Origin of the sequence: Allobosea sp. 2KB_26, from assembly GCF_052115715.1 — a bacterium.
In the GTDB taxonomy this organism is placed as follows: domain Bacteria; phylum Pseudomonadota; class Alphaproteobacteria; order Rhizobiales; family Beijerinckiaceae; genus Allobosea.
On record NZ_JBFRHE010000001.1, the window covers coordinates 795061 to 816434 of the forward strand.

Consider the following 21374-nt stretch of genomic DNA (forward strand, 5'->3'; position numbering starts at 1 on the left):
ATCACTCGCCTTCGGCCTCGTCCCCGAACAACCCGAATTGCGCGGCCTCGCGGTTCGGCTCCGGCATGCCGAGATGCCGGAACGCATGCGGCGTCAGCAGGCGCCCGCGCGGTGTGCGCTGGATGAAGCCTTGCTGCAGCAGGAACGGCTCGATGATCTCCTCGATCGCATCGCGCGGCTCGGAGAGCGAGGCGGCGATGGTCTCGATCCCGACAGGACCGCCGCCGAAATTGATCGCGACGGTGGTGAGATAGCGCCGGTCCATCTGATCGAGGCCGATGCCGTCGACATCGAGCAGGTGCAGCGCCTTGTCGGCGACCGAGCGCGTGATCACCGGATCGCCGTCGACGATGGCGAAGTCGCGCACGCGCCGGAGCAGCCGGCCGGCGATGCGCGGTGTCCCTCGGGACCGGCGGGCAACCTCGTTGGCACCATCATCCGACATGCCGATGCCGAGCACGCGGGCGCCGCGCGCAACGATGCCCTGCAATTCCTCGACCGTGTAGAATTGCAGGCGGATCGGAATGCCGAAACGGTCCCGCAACGGCGTCGTCAGCAGGCCGGCACGGGTGGTGGCGCCAACCAGGGTGAACTTGGGCAGGTCGATCTTGACCGAGCGTGCCGCCGGTCCCTCGCCGATGATCAGGTCGAGTTGGTAATCCTCCATCGCCGGATAGAGGATTTCTTCGACCGCCGGGTTCAGACGGTGGATCTCGTCGATGAAAAGCACGTCGCGCTCTTCGAGATTGGTGAGCTGCGCCGCGAGATCACCCGCCTTGGCAATGACCGGCCCCGAGGTCGAGCGGAAATTCACGCCGAGCTCACGGGCAACGATCTGCGCCAGCGTCGTCTTGCCGAGGCCCGGCGGGCCGACGAAGAGCACATGGTCGAGCGCATCGCCCCGCGCGCGCGCCGCATTGATGAAGACCTGGAGATTGGCGCGCGCCGCCGCCTGACCGGTGAAATCGGACAGCGACAGCGGCCGCAGCGAGGTTTCGCTGTCGTCGTCGCGACGGTCGGCCGTCACGAGGCGGCGGGGTTCACTCACAGTTCAATCTCCAACTCCAGCGCGTCATGCACCGGGATGTCCCTGTAGCCGGTCTTGATAATCGTCGGAATCACAGAGCGATAATGATCGATCGCCTCGGGATAGAGGCCCGACAGGCGAAAGCCCTGGCGCTGATAGAAGGTCAGACCGGGCATGTTGTCATTGGTCAGCATCGCCTTGAGCTTCTTGGCACCCGCAGCCCGGGCGGCAGCCTTGACGGCAGCCAGCATCTGAACTGCCACGCCCTCTCCCGGCCGCAGCGAATGCAGCGCGCAGAGATAGGCGGTCTCGTCGCGTCGCGTCCAGCTCGCCAGCGCGGCCGTCTGCCCCGCAGCCGTGAACAGGCCGAGCGCATCGATCACGGCGACGTCGTAGGTGTGCAGGTCGATCATCATCTTATGCGAGCCCCAGACCACCAGCATCAGCTGCAGCAGCTCGCTCTTATCCTCGACTGCGCGGACGATCAGGGCGTCGGCATTGCTCACTTCGCCAGTTCCTTGAGGCCCAGCTTGATCAGCTGTGCCGTCCCGGCCCCCTCGCCGGCCGCTTTCGAGGCCGCGGCCACCGCCGCCACCGCCTGCGCCTGCGGATAGCCGAGATTGGACAGGGCAGAGATCGCGTCCGCCACCGCTTGCGGCAGCTTCCTGTCCTCCAGTGCGCCCGCGAGCTGCACCACGCCGGGATCGATGTGGCCGAAGGCGGGCGCCTTGTCCTTGAGCTCGGCGCAGAGCCGCTGCGCCAGCTTTGGACCGACCCCGGGGGAACGCGCCACGGCTGCCTTGTCGTTGGTCGCGATCGCCGTCGCCAGCGCGCCGGGCTCCAGCGTCGAGAGAATGGCGAGCGCCACCTTGGCGCCGACGCCCTGTACCACCTGCATCAGCCGGAACCAGTCGCGTTCGACGTCGGACAGGAAGCCATAGAGCCGGATCGCGTCCTCGCGGACATGGGTCTCGATCGCCAGCGCCGCCGCCTCGCCGGGTTTTGGCAGGCGCTGCAAGGTGCGCGACGAGCATTGCACGACATAGCCGACGCCCTGTACGTCGAGGATCACGAAATCCTCGCCATAGGAATCGATCAGCCCCTTGAGCTTGCCGATCATCAGAGGCTCCGTCGCATGTGCATGTCCAAGCTGTAGCGCCTCACGAAGCTGCGCGCATCTGCGCGACCAGCGCCCTCATGCCGCGATGCTGTGAATGACAGATCGCCACGGCGAGCGCGTCCGCCGCATCCGCAGATTTTGTCTCGGCTTTCGGCAGCAGCACACGGATCATCGCCTGGACCTGCTTCTTGTCGGCATGGCCGACGCCGACCACCGTCTTCTTGACGAGATTGGCCGCGTATTCGGCAACACTGAGGCCGGCGATCGCCGGCACGACCAGTGCGATGCCGCGCGCCTGGCCAAGCTTCAGCGCCGATTGCGGGTCGCGGTTCACGAAGGTCTCCTCGACCGCGACCTCGTCGGGATTGAAGGAACCGATCACCCGCGCAATGCCGTCATGCAATTGCTTCAGGCGCTCCGAAAGCGGGCTCGCTCCGTCGCTTTCGACGCAGCCGCAGGCAACGAAGGAGAGTTTGGTCCCCTCGCTGGTGATGATGCCCCAGCCGGTCTTTCTGAGACCGGGATCCAGGCCGAGAATCCGAATCGCTTGTGCCATGCCCGCACACTAGTCTGGACACGGTTTGTACTCCATTACCGAGGTTCCACTGAGGAGCGCTGCCGGAATGCCAGGGCATGCGGCGCAGCATGGCCTGCCTCTATACGCTGCGCGCGGCTTGCCCCTATGCTTCGTCAACTGCGGTCATCCCGGACGTTTTTCGTTATCGAGAAGATCTCAGCGCAGAAATCCAGGGGAATACGCCATGAGAACGTCGCTTTTCGTCTCTCTCGCCGCATCGCTTGCCCTGTTGCTGCCACCGCTGGCACTGACGGCGCACGCGCAAGCTCCTACCCCCGCCGAAGCCCGCGCCATCGCCAAGGAAGCCACGATCTATGGCTTCCCGCTCGTCGACAATTACCGCATCCAGCATTCCTATTTCGTCGATCGCAGCAGCCCCGAGTTCAAGGCTCCCTGGAACACGCTCGTCAACAACGCGCGGGTCTATACGCCCGACGACAAGGCGATCCAGACGCCCAACTCGGACACGCCCTATTCCTATGTCGGCGCCGACCTGCGCGCCGAGCCGCTCGTCTTCACGGTGCCCGCGGTCGAGAAGGGCCGCTACTATGCCCTGCAGTTCATCGACCAATATACCTTCGATTTCGCCTATGTCGGCAGCCGCGCCACCGGGAACGGCGCGGGCAGCTATCTGCTGGCGGGGCCGAGATGGAAGGGCGAGAAACCCGCGGGCATCAAGCAGGTGATCCGCTCCGAGACCGATTTCGCCTTCGTGCTGTACCGGACCCAACTATTCAATCCTGATGACATCGACCAGGTGAAGGCGGTCCAGGCCGGCTACAAGGTGCAGCCGCTGTCACAGTTTCTGGGACGGCCGGCGCCAGCGCCGGCGCCCGCGGTCGATTTCATCAAGCCGCTGACGCCCGAGCAGGAGCGCAGCTCGCTCGAGTCCTTCAACGTCCTGAATTTCATCCTGCAATTCGCCCCGACGCATCCGTCCGAAAGGGCGCTGATGGCGCGCTTCTCGAAGATCGGTGTCGGTGGCGGAAAGAGCCTCGATGCGAATGCGCTCTCGCCTGAACTGCGCAAGGCACTGCAGGACGGCATGGCCGATGGCTGGGCTGCGTTCAAGCTGCACAAGGAAACCCAGATCGACACGGGAAAGACGCCGAGTTCGGACGGCTTCGGAACGCGCGCCTTCCTGAAGAACGACTACATGCAGCGCATGTCGGGGGCGGTGCTGGGCATCTACGGCAATGCGAAGCAGGAGGCGCTCTATCCCGCCTATTTCATCGATTCCGCCAAGCAGACGCTGAACGGGGCGAAGCGCTACACCCTGCGCTTTGCGCCGGGGCAGCTGCCGCCGGTCAACGCCTTCTGGTCGCTGACCATGTACGAGCTGCCGGCGAGCCTGCTCTATGCCAACCCGATCAACCATTACCTGATCAACTCGCCGATGCTGCCCGGCCTGAAGCGCGACGCGGACGGCGGGATCACGATCCATGTGCAGAACGAGTCTCCCGGCACGGAGCGCGAAGCCAACTGGCTGCCCGCGCCGAAGGGACCGTTCTTCGCGGTCATGCGACTGTACTGGCCGAAGCCGGCGGCGCTGAACGGCAAATGGAAAGCTCCACCGCTTCAGCAGCAGAACTGACCGAGAGGGACGCCGAGACGGACTCGAGACAGACGATCTCCACAGTTGCCCACATGCCGGCGGCCTCTGTTGTCCCCACCGGGGGGCGGGGGAGAACTGGCGCGCGACCCTCATGGCATCGATGACGTGCACATATCGATGCCATCACAAGGAAAGAGTTGATCCCGCCGGAACTTGGGTGATGGTGGGTTGCCCCGCCTGCCTGACCTCCCCGGACCGATGACCGACCTGCTTTCCGCGCTGTTTCCCAGCCTCACGCTCTCGGGGATAGCCACCCTTCTCGGCGCAACGCTGCTCGGCGGGCTGGTCCGCGGCTTCACCGGCTTCGGCTTCGCCATGGTCTTCATGCCGCTGGCGAGCCTGGTGCTGGGTCCGGTCGCAGCGCTGGGTCTGATCTGGGTGATCGACCTACCCTTCGCGCTGCCGATCGCGGCCCGCTCCGCCAAGCGTGCCGAATGGAGCGAAGTCATCCCGCTGCTAATCGCCGCGACGCTGACGCTGCCGTTCGGGCTCTGGCTGCTGACCTGGCTGGAGCCGAGGACGATGCGCTGGATCGTCGCCGGGCTCGTTCTCGCCGCGGTGACGCTGATGGCCTCGGGCTGGCGCTATCACGGCAAGCCGGGCATCCCGCTCTCGCTCGGCGTCGGCTCGCTGTCGGGCCTGTTCAACGGTCTCTCCAGCATTGGCGGCATGCCGCTGGCCGTGTTCTGGCTCGGCGCCCAACGCAACGACCGGCACAAGGCCCGCGCCAACCTCCAGACCTATTTCGGCCTGTCGACCGTGGTCAGCGGTGTCTTGCTCTGGCTGAAAAGCATCATCACGGCCGCATCGCTCGCGATGGCGCTACCGCTGTTTGCGATCTACGGCGCCGGTCTCTGGGTCGGCACGCATGCCTTCCGGATCGCCTCCGAGGAGACGTTCCGGCGCATCGCCTATCTCGTGATCTTCCTCAGCGCGCTGGTCAGCCTGCCGCTATGGGATGGAATACTGGGGCGTTGAACCGCCATGTTCGCCTTCCTAGGGGAGCAGTCACGTCTTGCACCACGCGATGAAGGAGCAGGCGTCATGGCCGGGACGAGCCCGACCATGATTGGCGGGATGCACTAGCTCCTTACGAGCCGAGTTTCGCCATGATCTCGTCGGCGATCTCGAAATTGGCGAAGACGTTCTGCACGTCGTCGTCATTGTCGAGCGCCTCCATCAGCCGCATCATCGAAGCGGCTTTCTCCTCGTCGAGCGGCGCGGTCGTCGTCGGACGCCAGACGGGCTTGGCCGAGGCCGGCGCGCCGAGCGAGGCTTCGAGCGCCTTGGAGACTTCGTTCAGCGCATCGAAGCCGCACAAGATGGTGTGGCCGTTCTCGTCGCTGACGACGTCGTCGGCACCGGCCTCGATCGCCGCTTCCATGACCTTGTCGGCATCGCCGGCCTCCGGCGGGTAGGTCACCTCGCCGACGCGGTTGAACATGAAGGAGACCGAATTGCTTTCGCCGAGAGCTCCACCCGCCTTGGTGAAGTAGGAGCGGACGGCAGAAGCGGTGCGATTGCGGTTATCGGTCAGCGCCTCGACGATGACGGCAGCACCGCCCGGGCCGTAGCCCTCGTAGCGCACCTCGTCATAGTTCTCGCCGTCATTGCCGGCCGCCTTCTTGATGGCGCGCTCGATATTGTCCTTCGGCATGTTTTCGGCGCGCGCGGCGAGCACCGCCATGCGCAGACGCGGATTCATGTTGGGGTCAGGCATGCCCATTTTGGCCGCGACGGTGATTTCGCGCGCGAGCCGCGAGAACAGCTTGGAACGCACCGCGTCCTGCTTGCCCTTGCGGTGCATGATGTTCTTGAATTGGGAATGCCCGGCCATCGAGGTCAGCCTCTTTTGTCACAGTGGACCTGCCAAGGCGGACCAAAGGGGGCCCGGCGAGGCAATCCGCGCCTTATAAGCGGGGCTTTTGCCGGCAGGCAAGCCGCCGGCTCGCCCTGAATGACGATGTTCCTACCGCATTTCCACGGCAGAAGCGCGGCAAGAGCAGCGTTAAGCCAATCTTTGCCGAACTGGGTCAGGCTCAACTCAAACCAGTCCCTCCTGCCAGATTGCAGCTCTCCCGACCTCATGAAATCTATGTCCAGCATAGCCATCGCGGAACAGGACATGCGCTTCCGCGCGTTCCAGATCGGCGCCGACGATCTCGCCCTGTTGCACCAGCAATCCGCCTTCGCCAAGGCGAGACTACCGGGGTTGCTGCAGGAACTGCACGCCGAATTCGATCCCTGGCCGGAAACCAGTCACGCACTGAAAATCCCCGAGGTTCATGAACTCAGGCTGGCACACTGGATCAGGCTGGCCTCGGGCGACCTTGGGGATGGCTACCTCCAATCCGCCCGCAGCCTCGCCGCAGCCTTCCATCGTCACGGTGTTCCGGTCTATGCGGTCGCGATCTGCCACACCATCGTCTCGAACGCGATCGGCGCCGAACTTGGTGTCGACCGCGACGGGCTCCAGAAGCTGAACGGCTTCTGGCAGCACAAGCGTTTCGTCCGGGGCATCGCCATGCGGGCCGCGCTCAACAAGGCCGTACAGCTGGATCTGGAGCTGCTGCTCGAGACCTATGCGGAGGTCCAGCGCGAAACCCGCGAGCGCACCCGCGCCGAAATCGAGGCCTTCGAGGTCACGGTTCGCGGTGTGGTCGACACGGTCAACACCGGCGCCGCCCGCGTCGAGACCATGGCACGCGCCGTCAGCAACGTCGTGCAGGATACCGGCACGCAGGCCATCGTCGCCGCTCAAGCCTCCGACGAAGCATCGGCCAATGTCCAGAACGTCGCCAGCGCAACCGAAGAGCTCTCGATCTCGCTGAACGATGTCTCGTCTGAAATCTCGCGCGCGGCGAACATGGCGCATGACGCCAATGCGGCCGCGATGAAGACCGACATCATCGTCAAGAGCCTGGCGCATTCGGCCGAAACCATTGGCGCCGTGGTCGAGATGATCAAGACGATCGCTGCCCAGACCAACATGCTCGCCCTCAATGCCACGATCGAGGCGGCGCGCGCCGGTGAAAGCGGGCGCGGCTTCGCGGTCGTCGCTACTGAGGTGAAGCAACTTTCGGCCCGCACGGCCCAGGCAACCGACGAGATCGCGGCCCAGGTGCCGGCGATGCAGGCGGCGACGCGCGAGGCTGTCGCGGCAATCGAGAGCATCGTCGCCTTCGTCACGCAGATGGAGCAGACGACGGTGACGATCGCGGGCTCGATCGACGAGCAACGCGCCGCAACGCAGGAAATTGCCCGCAGCGTCAACCTGGCCGCGCTCGGAACGCAGGAAGTCGCGCAAGCCGCCAGCGGGGTCAGCGAGATGGCGCAGACGGCCGGCGCCAATGTCTCGGATGTCCTGAGCGTCGCGGAAAACCTGGCGAAGCAAGCCTCGTCGCTCACCTCCGCCTTTGAGAATCTCGCCCGTCAGGGCCGTACCGTCTGAACGGTTCAGGGCGGGGTGATCAGCCCCGCTCCCACGCCTCCGGCATGGCCTCGCTCAGATGCGGTCCCAGCCGGACGGCCCAGACCGCCCGGGCCAGCCCCGTCGCGTCGTCGATATCGACCGCCACGCCGGACAGCGTTCCGGGTCCCGTCGCAGGCTCCAGCCTCGCGCCCGGCACCTTCTGCAGGAAGCGGCGAACCGGCTCTTCGCGGTGCATGCCCAGAACGGAATCATAGTCTCCGCACATACCGGCATCGGACTGGTAGGCAGTGCCGCCAGGCAGGATGCGCGTATCGGCGGTCGGGGCGTGGGTATGGGTCCCGACCACGAGACTGGCGCGGCCATCGACGAAATAGGCCATGGCCTGCTTCTCGCTGGTCGCCTCGGCATGGACATCGATGATGACGGCGTCGGCGACCTCGCGCAGCGGACAAGCTGCGAGTTCGCGCTCGACCGCGGCGAAGGGGTCATCGAGCGGGTCCATGAACAGCCGCCCCATCACATTGACGACCAGCACGCGCGCGCCGTTGCGCGCTTCGATCACGGTCGCGCCGCGGCCGGGCGTTCCCGGCGGATAATTGGCGGGGCGGACCAACGCCGGCTGGCGCTCGATGAAGACCAGCGCCTCGCGCTGGTCCCAGGAATGGTTGCCGAGCGTCACGGCATCGGCCCCGGCGGCCAGAAACTCATCGCAGATCGCCTCTGTGATGCCGAAGCCACCGGCCGAGTTCTCGCCATTGATCACGACGCAGTCGAGCTTCCAGCGCTCACGCAGGCCTGGCAGGCGCTCCTGAACCGCAATGCGACCGGGGCGACCGACGACGTCGCCGAGGAAAAGAAAACGCATGACGGGAACCCTGAAGGAAGAAGGAGCGCTTCACTGACGCGAACGCGAACGCGAATCAACCGCAGCGAATGGTTTCGCGCTCGGTCACGATCCAGTCGAGCTTGCGGTCATGAGGCTCATCGGGAACAGCCGCGATCTCCTGCGCGCCATAGGCGAGGCCGATCGCTGTGACCGCTCCGAGCTCGGCGAGCGTGCGGTCGTAGTAGCCTTTGCCGTAGCCGATGCGGTAGCCGCGGCGATCGAAGGCCGCGAGCGGCACAAGCAGGATACTCGGCCTTGCCTGAGGCTGCTGCGGCTCGGGCACGAGCGTACCGAAGCCGCCGGGCACGATCGGCTCCCATGGCGCCCAGCTCCGGAAAATCATCGCGCCATTCACGATGGCCGGCAGGCAAAGCGGAACGCCCCGCGCGTGCAGCGCTTCGAGAACCGGCCTGGGATCGGCCTCAGAGCGCATCGGCCAATACGCCGAGACGGGTCCGCCGGCAGCCAGCGCCGGAAGCGCCAGGGCACCGGCGGCGATGGCCTGGTCCCATTCGAGCCGGTCATCGATCTCGAGCGCGTCACGGCGCGCGAGCGCCTCGAGCCGCAGCTCACTCTTGCCGCGGGGCGGCGTCATCTGATGGTCAGTGCGCATGGGGAAAGTGCGGAGCCACCCTGGCCGTGGAGTTTTCGATCCCGGGACACCTACTAAGTAGGTGGGCGCCATATGTCTGGGTCCAGGGACCCAGTCAGGGACAGCTCCCGAGGAGATCGTATGGGCCCGGGAATACATACTCTCACGCACCGGGCAGCCCCGCCAGAGCTATGTAAGACGCGCGCCGGCAAAGCGCCAGTGGCGAGTTGCAGCCGGCGCACAGGATGCTGTGTTCACGCCGAGATGAACTGCCGCACGTTCCGCGTGAGCTGCTGCGGCGTCGCCTCGAACGGCAGCAGGTCGGTGTCGACGATCAGGTCGCTGAAAGGACGCTCCGCATAACCTTCATGAAGCATGACGCGGATGCGCTCATGCTCCTCCTCGTCGAATGCGCGCCCCCGCGCCACCGATGTGATCCCCGCATAGGAGGCACGCAGGCTGTGAAGAGCGGGCGAACGCCCGCGTCCGTGAAATGACGCCTGTAGAAGATCCAGGTGCTGCACCCCAGCGGATAGGCGATCACGACATAGGGCTGAACCGCGAGGATCTTCAGGCCAGTTCTGACCACGGATCGGCTCGTCTGCAGGATTGAGCCATACCAGGGCAGATCCGGATCCGAATGGTCGTCACCGTCGATGAAGCCGCCACCGAGCTCTGCGGCAAGCGCCTCGCCGAGGGTCCTCTTGCCGGCGCCGATCGGGCCGCTCAGGAAAATCGCATAGCGCTGCATCTGCGCTGTTTCGCCGACGCAACGCCTTCCGGCAAGGGGCGCGCCCGCGCGCCTACGGCCACGCCGCCCACGCCAGTCCGTCCTGGATCACGCGGTCGATCAGGTCGGGCTAGGCACACCATGCCGTCGCAACCAGGCGCATGGAGCGCCTTCAGCGCCAGGCCAGCTCACATCTGTCAGGTGGCCGGCTTCAGCCGACCGGACTCGGGATCAGACTGCGTGCCACGCTTTCGATGCGCTCTGCTGCAGTGACCAGTGCTTCCGCGGCGCGCTCCTCGACCTCACCCAGGCGCTGATCGGCCGAGCCGGCGTCGCCACGCACAGCCGCGAGCATGTTCTCCAGCGTCGCGACGCGCTCCTTGAGCTCCGACACCTCATCGGCAACCATCAGCGCCGCCATCACATGCAGACGCATGTCTCCGATCTCACCAAAGGCCTGGCGCATTTCGTCGATCTTGCCGTCATAGAGATTGGCGAGCCCTTCGAGATGGGCTTCCTCGCCGTCGCCGCAGGCCATGCGATAGGCCTTGCCCGCGATCGTGACATTCACCTGCGGCATCACGCCCTCCGTCTTCAGTGCTCGCGCGCCTCGGCGCGGGCGATCACGTCACCCACCGCGCCCAAAGCCTTTTCCAGCCTGCGTTCGACGTCGCCCGCCGCGGTTTCGACCTGGCCGACGCGCGCGATCGCGCCGTCGAGCTCCGCTGCGAGCCGGGCCCTGTCATCCTGCATCAAGGTCAGCTCGGTTTCGAGATTGGCCCGTCCGCGCTCCGCCTCGATGCGTCGGCGCGCAGCCGCCTCGAGTTGCGCGAGTGCGCTATCGAGTCGCGCAAGCGCATTGTCCAGCATCAGGCTCGCCACGGTCGTCTCCTCCCTTTCAGTTCGAAGCCGGCTCCATGATTCGCGAGCCTAAAGCAGGATATGAGCAAGTGGGAAACGCTTTCGGGCAGATATTCGCAGCTCTCAACTGTGATAGCAGCCCCCTGATGAATTGACTCCGGGAGAGCGGGCATCCTATCGAGCACCCGCACGAAAACTATGCCCCAAAAGCCTACCGGACCGTCGCCCTCATGCCCTTCCGGCATGGTTCGGACGCGGGACGCGCCCTTCCGCCCGCCGGAGCCAATGACACCATGACCACGATCGACCGCGCCCAGCACGACAAGCTCGCCAACGCCATTCGCGCCCTGGCAATGGATGGCGTCGAGCAGGCGAAGTCCGGCCACCCCGGCCTGCCGATGGGTGCTGCCGACGTCGCAACCGTGCTGTTTACCCGCGTCATGAACTATGACGCCGCCGATCCGCGCTGGCCGGATCGCGACCGCTTCATTCTCTCGGCCGGTCACGGCTCCATGCTGCTCTACGCCCTGCTCTATCTCACGGGCACGCCGGGCTTGGCCCTCGACGACCTCAAGAAGTTCCGCCAGCTCGAGTCGAAGACCCCGGGGCATCCCGAGAACTTCATGACTGTCGGCGTCGAAACCACCACCGGCCCGCTCGGCCAGGGTCTCGCCACCGCAGTCGGCATGGCCATGGCCGAGCGCATGCTCGCCGCCGAATTCGGCAAGAAGGTCGTCGACCACAAGACCTATGTCCTGGCCTCCGATGGCGACCTGATGGAAGGCATCAGCCAGGAAGCGATCGCGCTTGCCGGCCACCACAAGCTCAACAAGCTAATCGTGCTCTGGGACGATAACGGCATCTCGATCGACGGCCCGCTCTCGATCTCGGACTCGGTCGACCAGGTCGCGCGCTTCAAGGCCTGCGGCTGGCGCTCCGAGCGCGTCGACGGCCATGATCCCGACGCGATCGAGGCAGCGATCCGCCGCGCCCAGAAGTCGAACAAGCCGACCATGATCGCCTGCAAGACCGTGATCGGCTTCGGAGCACCGAAAAAGGCCGGCACATCCAAGGCCCATGGCGAGCCGCTCGGCGCCGAGGAACTCGCTGCCGCCAAGGCCAAGCTCGGCATCACCGGCGCTGCCTTCGAGATTGCCGCCGACGTCCTCAAGAGCTGGCGCGCCTTCGGCTCGGCCGGCCACCTCGCCCACAAGGACTGGCTCGCCCGGTTCGAGGCGCTGTCGCCACGCAAGCGCGCCGAGTTCGAGCGCCGCCTCGCCCACACGGTTCCGGGCAAGCTCGACAAGGTGATCGTCGCCCACAAGAAGGCTCTCGCCGCCAATCCTGTCACCGTCGCGACCCGCAAGGCCTCCGAGCTTGCCCTCGACGTCATCGTGCCTGTCATGCCGGAACTGGTCTCCGGCTCGGCCGATCTGACGCCGTCGAACAACACCAAGGCGAAGGGCCTGGAAGACTTCACGCTCAAGACCCCGAAGGGCCGCTACATCCGTTACGGCATCCGCGAGCATGGCATGGCTGCCGCGATGAACGGCATCACCCTGCATGGCGGCTTCCGCACCGCCGGAGGCACCTTCCTGGTCTTCGCCGACTACGCGCGTCCCTCGATGCGTCTGGCAGCCCTGATGGGCCTGCCGGTCGTCTATGTCATGACCCATGACTCGATCGGCCTGGGCGAAGACGGCCCGACCCACCAGCCGGTCGAACATCTCGCCTCGCTTCGCTCGATGCCGAACATGCGCGTGCTGCGCCCGGCCGACGCGATCGAGACGGCGGAAGCCTGGCAGATCGCGCTCGAGCGGACCGGAGGGCCGACCGTCCTCGCGCTCTCGCGCCAGAATCTCGCACAGCTGCGCACAGATGGTACCGCGACCAATCGTTCGGCCAAGGGCGCTTATGAGTTGCAGGCGGCCGAGGGCGGCAAGGCGCAGGTCTCGCTCTTCGCGTCCGGCTCGGAACTCGAGATCGCCGTTGCGGCCCGCAAGCTTCTGGCCGAGAAGGGCGTCCGCGCCCGTGTCGTCTCCGTGCCTTCGCTTGAACTGCTGCTCGCTCAGGACGAGGCGACGCAGAACCAGATCATCGGCGAGGCCCCGGTCAAGATCGCGATCGAGGCAGCAGTCCGCTTCGGCTGGGACGCGGTGATCGGCCATGACGGCATCTTCATCGGAATGGCTTCCTTCGGCGCCAGCGGCCCCTACAAGGACGTCTACAAGCATTTCGGCATTACGCCCGACGCAGTGGTCGAAGCCGCATTGAAGCGGCATAACGGCTGAGTTTCACGCGGACACTTGCGTTTGGCCATGCTTTGGCCGATTTGCCCGCGTGAATAACGGCCAACCCGCCGTGAATCGGCGAAGGAGAGGATTGAGATGACGGTCAAGGTGGCGATCAACGGCTTCGGCCGCATCGGGCGCAACGTTCTGCGCGCGATCATTGAGTCGAAGCGCAAGGATATCGAGGTCGTGGCGATCAACGATCTCGGCCCGGTCGAGACCAACGCCCATCTCTTCCGCTTCGACTCCGTCCATGGCCGCTTCCCCGGCACAGTAACGGTCTCCGGCGACACGATCGACGTCGGCCGGGGACCGATCAAGGTCACCGCGATCCGCGATCCCAAGGACCTGCCGCACAAGGCGCTCGGCGTCGACATCGCCCTGGAATGCACCGGCATCTTCACGACCCGCGACAGGGCGGCCGCCCATCTCGCCGCCGGTGCCAAGCGCGTGCTGGTTTCGGCCCCCTGCGACGGCGCCGACCTGACCGTGGTCTTCGGCGTCAACAACAACGCCCTGACCAAGGACCATCTCGTCGTCTCGAACGCCTCCTGCACGACGAATTGCCTCGCGCCGGTCGTGCGCGTGCTGCAGGACGCGGTCGGCATCGACAAGGGTTTCATGACCACGGTCCACGCCTATACCGGCGACCAGCCGACGCTCGACACGATGCACAAGGATCTCTACCGCGGCCGCGCTGCCGCGCTGTCGATGATCCCGACCTCGACCGGCGCCGCCAAGGCGATCGGCCTCGTCATCCCCGAGCTGAAGGGCCGTCTCGACGGGACGTCGATCCGCGTGCCGACCCCGAACGTCTCGGTGGTCGACTTCAAGTTCATCTCGAAGCGCAAGACCACGGTCGAGAAGATCAACGAGGCCATCATCAAGGCTTCGAAGCGTGGTCCGCTCAAGGGCATCCTCGCGGTCACCGACCAGCCGAACGTCTCGATGGACTTCAACCACGACCCGGCTTCGTCGACTTTCGCGCTCGACCAGACCAAGGTGCTGGACGACAAGTTCGTCCGCATTCTGTCCTGGTACGACAACGAGTGGGGCTTCTCGAACCGGATGAGCGACACCGCCGTCGCGATGGCGAAGCTCATCTGACGTAACGGCCGGCGGGACCCGGCGCGCTGCCGGGCCCCGCCTGACCCTTCTCGAATGAACGGAAAGCGCATGACCAAGATCGAGCCGACCGTCGCCGCGCCGGCGAGCCCATCCGAGCCCTTCATCGCTGCGCCCAGCGCGACTGGAGCCACGGTGACGGCTCTCTCCGCAGCCAGCCGGACCGAAGAGGCAGCGCCGACCTCGGAGCCGCGCAAGCTCGACCAGCTCTCTCGCATCGAGGACAAGGCGGCGCGCATCGAGGAAAAATTTGCCCGCTACGAGGCTGTCTTTACCCGGGCCGAGGCCTCGCTGGAGCGCAGTGCGGCCAAGGTCGAGACCGCGACCGGCGCCATGGACTTCGCGGGAATCCGCCAGGAGGTTGCGGCGCTGCGCGAACGCGTCGACGCGACGCCGCGTTCGGCGACCCTGTTCACCACCGCCCTCGTTACTGCCGTTCTCACCGTGCTGCTCACCATCCTGGTGCTGAAGTTCGGCGTGCCGGGCCTGTTTCCGGGACTTCTGCCGCGATGAGCTTCCGCACGCTCGACGACGCCGATCTCGCCGGCAAGCGCGTCCTTGTCCGCGTCGACCTGAACGTGCCGATGGAGGCCGGCAAGGTCACCGACACGACCCGCATCGACCGTGTCCTGCCAACCATTCGCGAGATCTCGCAGAAGGGCGGCAAGGTCATCCTGCTCGCGCATTTCGGCCGGCCGAAGGGTCGCGATCCCAAGGATTCGCTGAAGCCGGTCGCCGTGGCGCTTGCCCATCGGCTTGGCCAGCCGGTGATCTTCGTCGATGACTGCATCGGCGAGGACGCCGCCAAGGCCGTCGCCGCGGCCAAGAGCGGCGAAGTCCTGCTGCTGGAGAACACCCGCTTTCATGCGGGCGACGAGAAGAACGACGCCGCCTTCGTCCGGGCGCTCGCCGCCAATGGCGACATCTTCGTCAATGACGCCTTCTCCGCCGCCCACCGCGCCCATGCTTCGACCGAGGGCCTCGCCCATGTCCTGCCGGCCTATGCCGGCCGCACCATGCAGGCCGAGCTGGAGGCGCTGAGCGCCGGGCTCGACAATCCCGCCCGCCCGGTGATGGCGATCGTCGGCGGCGCCAAGGTTTCGACCAAGCTCGAGCTGCTCGGCAACCTCGTGAAGAAGGTCGACGTCCTCGCCATCGGCGGCGGCATGGCCAATACCTTCCTCGCCGCCCGCGGCATCAATGTCGGCAAGTCGCTCTGCGAGCATGATCTCCTCGCGACCGCCCGCGAGATCGAGGAGAAGGCCAGGGTCGCCGGCTGCGAGATCATGCTGCCGGTCGATGCGCTGGTCGCCCGTGAGTTCAAGGCCAATCCCGGACACCGCGTCGTGCCGATCACCGAGGTCGCTGCCGACGAGATGATCCTCGATGCTGGCCCGCTCAGCGTCGCCGAAGTCGTGCTCAAGCTCGACACCGTCAGGACGCTGGTGTGGAACGGCCCCTTCGGTGCGTTCGAGCTGCATCCCTTCGACACGGCGACGGTCACTGTCGCCAAGGCTGCGGCCGAGCGCGTCAAGGCCGGCCGGCTCGTGGCCGTCGCTGGCGGCGGCGACACCGTCGCAGCAATGAACCATGCCGGGGTCGCCGACGAGCTGTCCTATGTCTCGACGGCGGGCGGTGCCTTCCTCGAGTGGATGGAAGGCAAGGCCCTGCCAGGCGTCGAGGCATTGCGGGCGCGGTAAGCCGCACCTGGCACTTGGATCTCTTTTCGCCGTTCATGCCAGCGTCGCCCCGATGGCGACGCTGGCGATTCTCCTGCCGGAGCGCGGCACCGGCAGGAGCAGCGCGCCGTGCCCGCTGCCGGCGTGAGCGCCTTTCTCGCGACGGCACGATCAACAGCTTCGCATCGAGCGCGTATCAGCGCTGGTTCGCGCCCGAGTGTTGACCTCGTTCACGACTTTCGCCGCTCTTGTTTTGCCCCCCGGCGCTGAATTCGTCTCTCGTCAAAACGCGTGAGAGCCGCATCCCTGCGAAAAACCGGTTTCCCCTTTTTGGCATCCTGCTCTAAATCCTCCCGGAAACCTGACGCCTAAAGGGAGGACCATCGTGGCCCGCATCACGCTTCGCCAACTGCTCGACCATGCCGCCGAGAACGATTACGGCGTGCCCGCCTTCAACATCAACAACATGGAACAGGCACTGGCGATCATGGCCGCAGCGGACGCGACCGATGCGCCCGTCATCATCCAGGCCTCGCGCGGCGCCCGCTCCTACGCCAACGACATCATGCTCAAGCACATGATGGACGCCGTCACCGAGATTTATCCGCATATCCCGGTCTGCGTTCACCTCGACCACGGCAACGAGCCGGCGACCTGCATGACCGCGATTCAGGCCGGCTTCACCTCGGTGATGATGGACGGCTCGCTCAAGGCCGACGGCAAGACCCCGGGCGACTGGGACTACAATGTCGGCGTGACCAGGACGGTGACCGAGATGGCCCATCTCGGCGGTATCTCGGTCGAGGGCGAACTCGGTGTGCTTGGCTCGCTGGAAAGCGGCGAAGGCGAGAAGGAGGACGGCCATGGCTTCGAGGGCAAGCTCTCCCATGACCAGCTCCTGACCAATCCCGAGGAGGCCGTGAAATTCGTCGCCGAGACCAAGGTCGATGCGCTCGCCATCGCCATGGGCACCTCGCACGGCGCCTACAAGTTCACGCGCAAGCCCGACGGCGCGATCCTCGCCATGCATGTCATCGAGGAGATCCACAAGAAGCTGCCGAACATGCATCTCGTGATGCACGGCTCCTCCTCGGTGCCGCAGGACCTGCAGGACATCATCAACCAATACGGCGGGAAGATGCCCCAGACTTGGGGCGTTCCGGTCGAGGAGATCCAGCGCGGCATCAAGCACGGCGTGCGCAAGATCAATATCGACACCGACAATCGCATGGCCATGACCGGCCAGATCCGGAAGATCCTCTCCGAGCATCCCGGCGAATTCGACCCGCGCAAGTATCTGAAGCCCGCCATGGAGGCGATGGCCAAGCTCTGCACGCTGCGCCTGCAGGAGTTCAACACCGCCGGACAGGCCTCGAAGATCAAGCGCGTCGCGACCACGGCCGAAATGGCCAAGCGCTACGCCAAGGGCGAGCTCGATCCGACCTTTGCGGGCCATAGGGCCGCGTAGAACACTCAATTCGGCCGAATGGATCAGCGGGGCGCAGATTCGCGCACCAAGCCTGAACCCATCGAACAGAAACGCCCGGCCTCTCGCCGGGCGTTTCGCGTTCAGGGTGCAGCGATGACAGCTCCGTGACAGGCGCCGCGGACATGAGCCGGTTTCGTCCCTGCCCTTCCGGGCGCCTTGCTTTTCTGGTTCAAGGAAAGGCCCGTCTGGCTGCGCGCTCCCTGCGCGGCTTGCCTTACTGCCACGGTAGTGCCTGATGTCGATCGTCTTTTCCGCGCTGGTCGCGGTCTTTGTCGGCTTTGCCGCCTCCGTGGCGGTCGTGCTTGCCGCAGCGCAGGCCATTGGCGCGACGCAAGCACAGACCGTGTCCTGGATCGTCGGGCTTGCCATCGCCAAGGGGCTCGCCAGCATCTGGCTGTCCTGGCGCCATCGGATGCCGATCATTTGCGCCTGGTCGACGCCCGGTGCAGCTCTTATCGCGGCCGCAAGCGGCTTTGACCTTGCAGCCGCGATCGGCGGCTTCCTCGCCGCTGCCGCCCTGATGATGCTGACCGCCACCTTCCGACCGCTCGGTGCGCTGGTCGAGCGGATTCCGATGACCATCGCCTCGGCCATGCTCGCCGGCGTCATCTTCCGCTTCGTCGTCGCGGTCTTCGATGAGATGAAGCTGCAACCCGCACTTGTCCTGATGCTGCTCGCCGTCTTCCTGGTCGCGCGCCTGATCAACCCGTTTCTCGGCGTCATCGCCGCGCTCGCCGCGGGCCTGGCGCTGAGCTTTGGAACCGGACTCGCAACCCTGCCCGGCGGCGACATGGCGCTGACCGAACTCGTCCTGACCTGGCCGCGCTTCGACCTGACCGCGATCATCGGCATCGGCATCCCGCTCTATCTCGTCACCATGGCCGCCCAGAACCTGCCGGGCTTCGCAGTGCTGCGGGCCGCCGGCTATCATCCGCCGACTGCGCCCAGCCTGTTCGTCACCGGGCTGATGTCCTTCATCACGGCGCCGACCGGCGCGCACATGGTCAATCTCGCAGCGATCAGCGCCTCGATCTGCACGGGTGCCGACACCCATCCCGACCCTAAGCAACGCTGGAAGGCCGGCATCGCCTACGGCCTGTTCTGGCTAGGCATCGCCGCGACGGCCGGGCTGCTGCTCGCACTCATCATCGCCATGCCCAAGGCGCTGATCGTCGCGGTCGCAGGGCTCGGCCTCATCGGCTCGCTGACAGGCGCGCTCGGCCAGTCCATGGCCAAGGACTCCGAGCGCTTCGCCGCCGTCATCACCTTCGCCGTTGCGGCTTCCAGCCTCTCGCTTTTCGGTGTCGGTTCCGCCTTCTGGAGTCTGGTCGCCGGGCTTGCGGTCTTGACATTGGACGCTCTCGCAGGCCGTTTGCGCGCAAGATCATGACCATGACAACCTCACAGACTCGTCTCATGCTCGTCACTCCGCCCGTCGCGGATGCCGAGGCCATGTCATTTCGCCTGATGCAGGCCTTCGCCGGCGGCGACGTCGCCGCCGTGCTGCTCCGCCTCACCGAGGGCGACGACCGCAGCCGGATCGAGCGCGTCAAGCGCATCGCCGGTCCCGTTCAGTCCAACAGCGTCGCGCTCGTCGTCGAAGGTTCGGCGCTGATCGCGACGCGCGGTGGCGCCGATGGCGTGCACTTGGTCGAGGGCCCGGAGGCGATCCGCGAAGCTCGCTCCAGCCTGCGCGATGAGCGCATCATTGGCGCCGGCGGCCTGCGCGCCCGCCACGACGCCATGGATGTCGGCGAGGCTGGCGTCGACTACGTGATGTTCGGCGAACCGCGGCCTGACGGCTCGATGCCGCCTTTGCCGGCAGTCGTCGAGCGCGCCACCTGGTGGGCGGAGATCTTCGAGACGCCATGCGTCGCCTATGCGCCCGACGCGGCATCCGTGCCGGCACTTGTCGAAACCGGCGCCGAATTCATCGCGCTCGGCGAATGGGCCTTTGGCGAAGATCAGGACATCCGCGCCCTTGTCGAGGCCGCCAATGCAGCGATCGCCGCCTGCGCAACCCGGAAGGCCGGCCGGTGAGACGCCTCCGGCGCAGCCTGCTGCTCGTCGGGCTGGCGCTCGCGCCGGCCGGGCTTGCGTCGGCCGCCGATATCGACCTTGCCTATGGCGCCCTTCAGGCTGGCCATTATCGCAGGGCTCAGGAAGAGGCGCTAAAGCGCGTCGAGGCTGATAACACTGACGCTGCTGCCATGACATTGCTCGGCGAAATCTATCGCCAGGGTCTCGGCGTCCCGGAAAACACCACGGCCGCCACCGAATGGTATGAGCGCGCAGCCGACCGCGGCGACATCAACGCCGTCTATGCGCTCGCCATCGCGCTGCTCGACCAGCGCAGCAGCAAGCGCGACCCCGCCAAGGCCGGCCAGCTGCTGGAACGTGCCGCCGCAGCCGGACATCCGGCCGCCAACTACAACCTGGCCCTGGCGCTGCTCGCGACAGGCAAGGAGGCCGACGACAAGCGGGCCGTTGCCGCTCTCGAAATCGCCGCGAAGGCCAATATCGGCGATGCCGAACACGCACTGGGCGTGCTTTACAAGCAGGGCCGCGCCGTACCGCAGGACAATGCGAAGGCCGCCGAATGGATGGCAAAGGCAGCAGAGAGCGGCAATGTCGCGGGCGAGATCGAATATGCGATCATGCTGTTCAATGGCGAGGGCGTCGCCACCGACGAAACAGCTGCCGCCAGGCTCTTCCTGCGCGCCGCCTACAAGGGCAATGCGATTGCGCAGAACCGCATCGCCCGTCTCTATCTGGCTGGCCGCGGCATCGCGCCCGACAGTGCCGAGGCCGCTGCCTGGCATCTCGCCGCCAGGGCCCAGGGCCTGGACGATCCCATGCTCGACCAGATGCTTGACCGCATGACACCTGAGCAGATGAGCCGGATCGCACGCGTCGCCGCCGACCGGATCGAGGGCACGGCCTTGACTACGCCGAGCCAGCCGAGCAAGTGACGGCAGAATTTCCAGGCCGGAGCGATGGCGCTGCCGGCCTTCTCGCGTTCAAGGCGCGCATGAGGTTTTAGATGATCCGCTCTCCCCTGATGACCGTGATGACCGACGCCGTGATGAAGGCGTCCCGTTCGCTGAAGCGCGACTTCGGCGAAATCGAGAACCTGCAGGTGCTCGCCAAGGGCCCGGGCGATTTCGTCTCGAAGGCCGACCACAAGGCCGAGAGCATCCTGCGCGAATCGCTGGAGAAGGCCAGGCCCGGCTACGGCTTCGTCATGGAGGAGAGCGGCGTCGTCCACGGCACCGACGAGAGCAACCGCTGGCATATCGACCCGCTCGACGGCACCCATAACTTCCTGCGCGGCATCCCGCATTGGAACATCTCGGTGGCGCTGGAGCGCGACAACCAGTTCGTCGCGGGCATCGTCTATGATGCGGCGAAGGACGAGCTCTTCATCGCCGAGAAGGGCAAGGGCGCCTATGTCAACAACCGCCGGATGCGCGTCTCCGGCCGCCGCGAGCCGACCGACATGCTGATCGGCATAGGCGTGCCGCATATCGGCAAGGGCGGCCACCCGCTCTTTCTGCGCGAGCTCGGCGCCGTCATGACGCGCTTTGCCAATGTCCGCCGTATGGGCTCCGCTGCGCTCGACATCGCCTATGTCGCGGCCGGCCGCATGGACGCTTACTGGGAACGCGGCCTCAACACCTGGGATTTCGCGGCGGGCGCCGTGATGATCCGCGAGGCTGGCGGCACCTTCGGCACGCTCGATGGCAAGCAGCCCACCAGCGCCAAGGATATCATCTGCGGCAACGAAGTCGGTGAACAAGCGCTCCGCGCCGCGCTCAAGACGGCTGGCTGACATACAGCTTTGATCTTTCACGCTTGATCATGGCGCAGCGGGAGGCGACAGTCTGCCTCCAGCGTTGCGGCCGTGGACAGGGGTGACCGGATTCGGGTCCACCCCGCTCACGGCCGG

The 21374-nt window shown here is 65.9% G+C and carries 22 protein-coding genes and 1 other RNA gene; 12 read left to right on the forward strand and 11 right to left on the reverse strand.

Annotation, left to right across the window (positions count from 1 at the left end; all coding sequences use genetic code 11):
* Nucleotide 1 precedes the first annotated feature (1 nt).
* The 4 genes from ruvB to ruvC are packed head-to-tail and all read right to left on the reverse strand — an operon-like array spanning nucleotide 2 to nucleotide 2703.
* A complete protein-coding gene (ruvB, locus tag AB4099_RS03915; protein WP_441477094.1) occupies nucleotides 2-1048 on the reverse strand; it encodes a Holliday junction branch migration DNA helicase RuvB in 1047 nt (348 codons plus the stop codon).
* Nucleotides 1045-1533 carry a hypothetical protein gene (locus tag AB4099_RS03920; protein WP_441477095.1) on the reverse strand — a complete coding sequence of 163 codons (489 nt, stop codon included), beginning with the start codon at nucleotides 1531-1533 and terminating at the stop codon, nucleotides 1045-1047. The genes ruvB and AB4099_RS03920 overlap by 4 nt, the downstream gene beginning before the upstream one ends.
* Entirely contained in the window at nucleotides 1530-2147 is a 618-nt protein-coding gene (ruvA, locus tag AB4099_RS03925; RefSeq protein WP_069879414.1) for a Holliday junction branch migration protein RuvA, read from the reverse strand. Before ruvA ends, AB4099_RS03920 begins: the two co-directional genes overlap by 4 nt.
* 40 nt (nucleotides 2148-2187) lie before the next feature.
* Nucleotides 2188-2703 (reverse strand): crossover junction endodeoxyribonuclease RuvC, encoded by a 516-nt coding sequence (gene ruvC, locus AB4099_RS03930; protein WP_113513318.1) that lies wholly within the window; start codon nucleotides 2701-2703, stop codon nucleotides 2188-2190.
* Between the two features lie 205 nt (nucleotides 2704-2908).
* On the opposite strand from ruvC, the gene AB4099_RS03935 reads away from it, so the two are divergent.
* Nucleotides 2909-4318, forward strand: a complete 1410-nt coding sequence (locus tag AB4099_RS03935) for a DUF1254 domain-containing protein (RefSeq protein WP_441477096.1) — start codon at nucleotides 2909-2911, stop codon at nucleotides 4316-4318.
* A 219-nt stretch (nucleotides 4319-4537) separates the two neighbouring features.
* Nucleotides 4538-5317 (forward strand): sulfite exporter TauE/SafE family protein, encoded by a 780-nt coding sequence (locus AB4099_RS03940; RefSeq protein ID WP_441477097.1) that lies wholly within the window; start codon nucleotides 4538-4540, stop codon nucleotides 5315-5317.
* A gap of 112 nt (nucleotides 5318-5429) precedes the next feature.
* On the opposite strand, the gene AB4099_RS03945 is transcribed toward AB4099_RS03940, so the two are convergent.
* Nucleotides 5430-6176 (reverse strand): YebC/PmpR family DNA-binding transcriptional regulator, encoded by a 747-nt coding sequence (locus tag AB4099_RS03945; RefSeq protein WP_441477098.1) that lies wholly within the window; start codon nucleotides 6174-6176, stop codon nucleotides 5430-5432.
* Between the two features lie 288 nt (nucleotides 6177-6464).
* Between AB4099_RS03945 and AB4099_RS03950 the strand changes: the two genes are divergently transcribed.
* Nucleotides 6465-7790, forward strand: a complete 1326-nt coding sequence (locus AB4099_RS03950; protein WP_441477099.1) for a methyl-accepting chemotaxis protein — start codon at nucleotides 6465-6467, stop codon at nucleotides 7788-7790.
* A 19-nt stretch (nucleotides 7791-7809) separates the two neighbouring features.
* Here the strand turns inward: AB4099_RS03950 and AB4099_RS03955 are convergent, their stop codons facing one another.
* From AB4099_RS03955 to AB4099_RS03980, 6 genes are all read right to left on the reverse strand, one after another.
* Nucleotides 7810-8637 carry a TIGR00282 family metallophosphoesterase gene (locus AB4099_RS03955; RefSeq protein WP_441477100.1) on the reverse strand — a complete coding sequence of 276 codons (828 nt, stop codon included), beginning with the start codon at nucleotides 8635-8637 and terminating at the stop codon, nucleotides 7810-7812.
* A gap of 55 nt (nucleotides 8638-8692) precedes the next feature.
* On the reverse strand, nucleotides 8693-9253 hold the full coding sequence (locus tag AB4099_RS03960; RefSeq protein WP_441477101.1) for a 5-formyltetrahydrofolate cyclo-ligase: 561 nt from the start codon (nucleotides 9251-9253) through the stop codon (nucleotides 8693-8695).
* 26 nt (nucleotides 9254-9279) lie between these two features.
* Nucleotides 9280-9434: non-coding RNA, 6S RNA (gene ssrS, locus AB4099_RS03965), on the reverse strand.
* 70 nt (nucleotides 9435-9504) lie between these two features.
* Complete coding sequence (locus tag AB4099_RS03970; RefSeq protein ID WP_441477102.1) at nucleotides 9505-9678, reverse strand: hypothetical protein; 174 nt, start codon at nucleotides 9676-9678, stop codon at nucleotides 9505-9507.
* Between the two features lie 513 nt (nucleotides 9679-10191).
* Nucleotides 10192-10560, reverse strand: coding sequence for a cell division protein ZapA (locus AB4099_RS03975; protein ID WP_069879404.1), 369 nt, complete (start codon nucleotides 10558-10560; stop codon nucleotides 10192-10194).
* Nucleotides 10561-10574: 14 nt separating this feature from the next.
* A complete protein-coding gene (locus AB4099_RS03980; RefSeq protein WP_371331978.1) occupies nucleotides 10575-10862 on the reverse strand; it encodes a DUF4164 family protein in 288 nt (95 codons plus the stop codon).
* A 272-nt stretch (nucleotides 10863-11134) separates the two neighbouring features.
* On the opposite strand from AB4099_RS03980, the gene tkt reads away from it, so the two are divergent.
* The 9 genes from tkt to AB4099_RS04025 all read left to right on the forward strand — a co-directional run bounded on the left by tkt (nucleotide 11135) and on the right by AB4099_RS04025 (nucleotide 21257).
* Nucleotides 11135-13132, forward strand: coding sequence for a transketolase (gene tkt, locus AB4099_RS03985; RefSeq protein WP_441477103.1), 1998 nt, complete (start codon nucleotides 11135-11137; stop codon nucleotides 13130-13132).
* 96 nt (nucleotides 13133-13228) lie between these two features.
* Nucleotides 13229-14239: a type I glyceraldehyde-3-phosphate dehydrogenase gene (gene gap, locus AB4099_RS03990; RefSeq protein ID WP_441477104.1), complete on the forward strand. Its 1011-nt coding sequence runs from the start codon at nucleotides 13229-13231 to the stop codon at nucleotides 14237-14239.
* A gap of 69 nt (nucleotides 14240-14308) precedes the next feature.
* On the forward strand, nucleotides 14309-14770 hold the full coding sequence (locus tag AB4099_RS03995) for a hypothetical protein (RefSeq protein ID WP_113513302.1): 462 nt from the start codon (nucleotides 14309-14311) through the stop codon (nucleotides 14768-14770).
* Nucleotides 14767-15957 (forward strand): phosphoglycerate kinase, encoded by a 1191-nt coding sequence (locus tag AB4099_RS04000; protein ID WP_113513300.1) that lies wholly within the window; start codon nucleotides 14767-14769, stop codon nucleotides 15955-15957. The genes AB4099_RS03995 and AB4099_RS04000 overlap by 4 nt, the downstream gene beginning before the upstream one ends.
* 364 nt (nucleotides 15958-16321) lie before the next feature.
* A complete protein-coding gene (gene fba / locus AB4099_RS04005; RefSeq protein ID WP_441477105.1) occupies nucleotides 16322-17404 on the forward strand; it encodes a class II fructose-bisphosphate aldolase in 1083 nt (360 codons plus the stop codon).
* A 256-nt stretch (nucleotides 17405-17660) separates the two neighbouring features.
* Nucleotides 17661-18815, forward strand: a complete 1155-nt coding sequence (locus AB4099_RS04010; RefSeq protein WP_441477106.1) for a benzoate/H(+) symporter BenE family transporter — start codon at nucleotides 17661-17663, stop codon at nucleotides 18813-18815.
* Between the two features lie 2 nt (nucleotides 18816-18817).
* Nucleotides 18818-19465, forward strand: a complete 648-nt coding sequence (locus tag AB4099_RS04015) for a thiamine phosphate synthase (RefSeq protein WP_162768049.1) — start codon at nucleotides 18818-18820, stop codon at nucleotides 19463-19465.
* A complete protein-coding gene (locus tag AB4099_RS04020; RefSeq protein WP_441477107.1) occupies nucleotides 19462-20397 on the forward strand; it encodes a tetratricopeptide repeat protein in 936 nt (311 codons plus the stop codon). Before AB4099_RS04015 ends, AB4099_RS04020 begins: the two co-directional genes overlap by 4 nt.
* A 71-nt stretch (nucleotides 20398-20468) precedes the next feature.
* Complete coding sequence (locus AB4099_RS04025) at nucleotides 20469-21257, forward strand: inositol monophosphatase family protein (protein ID WP_441477108.1); 789 nt, start codon at nucleotides 20469-20471, stop codon at nucleotides 21255-21257.
* Nucleotides 21258-21374 lie beyond the last annotated feature (117 nt).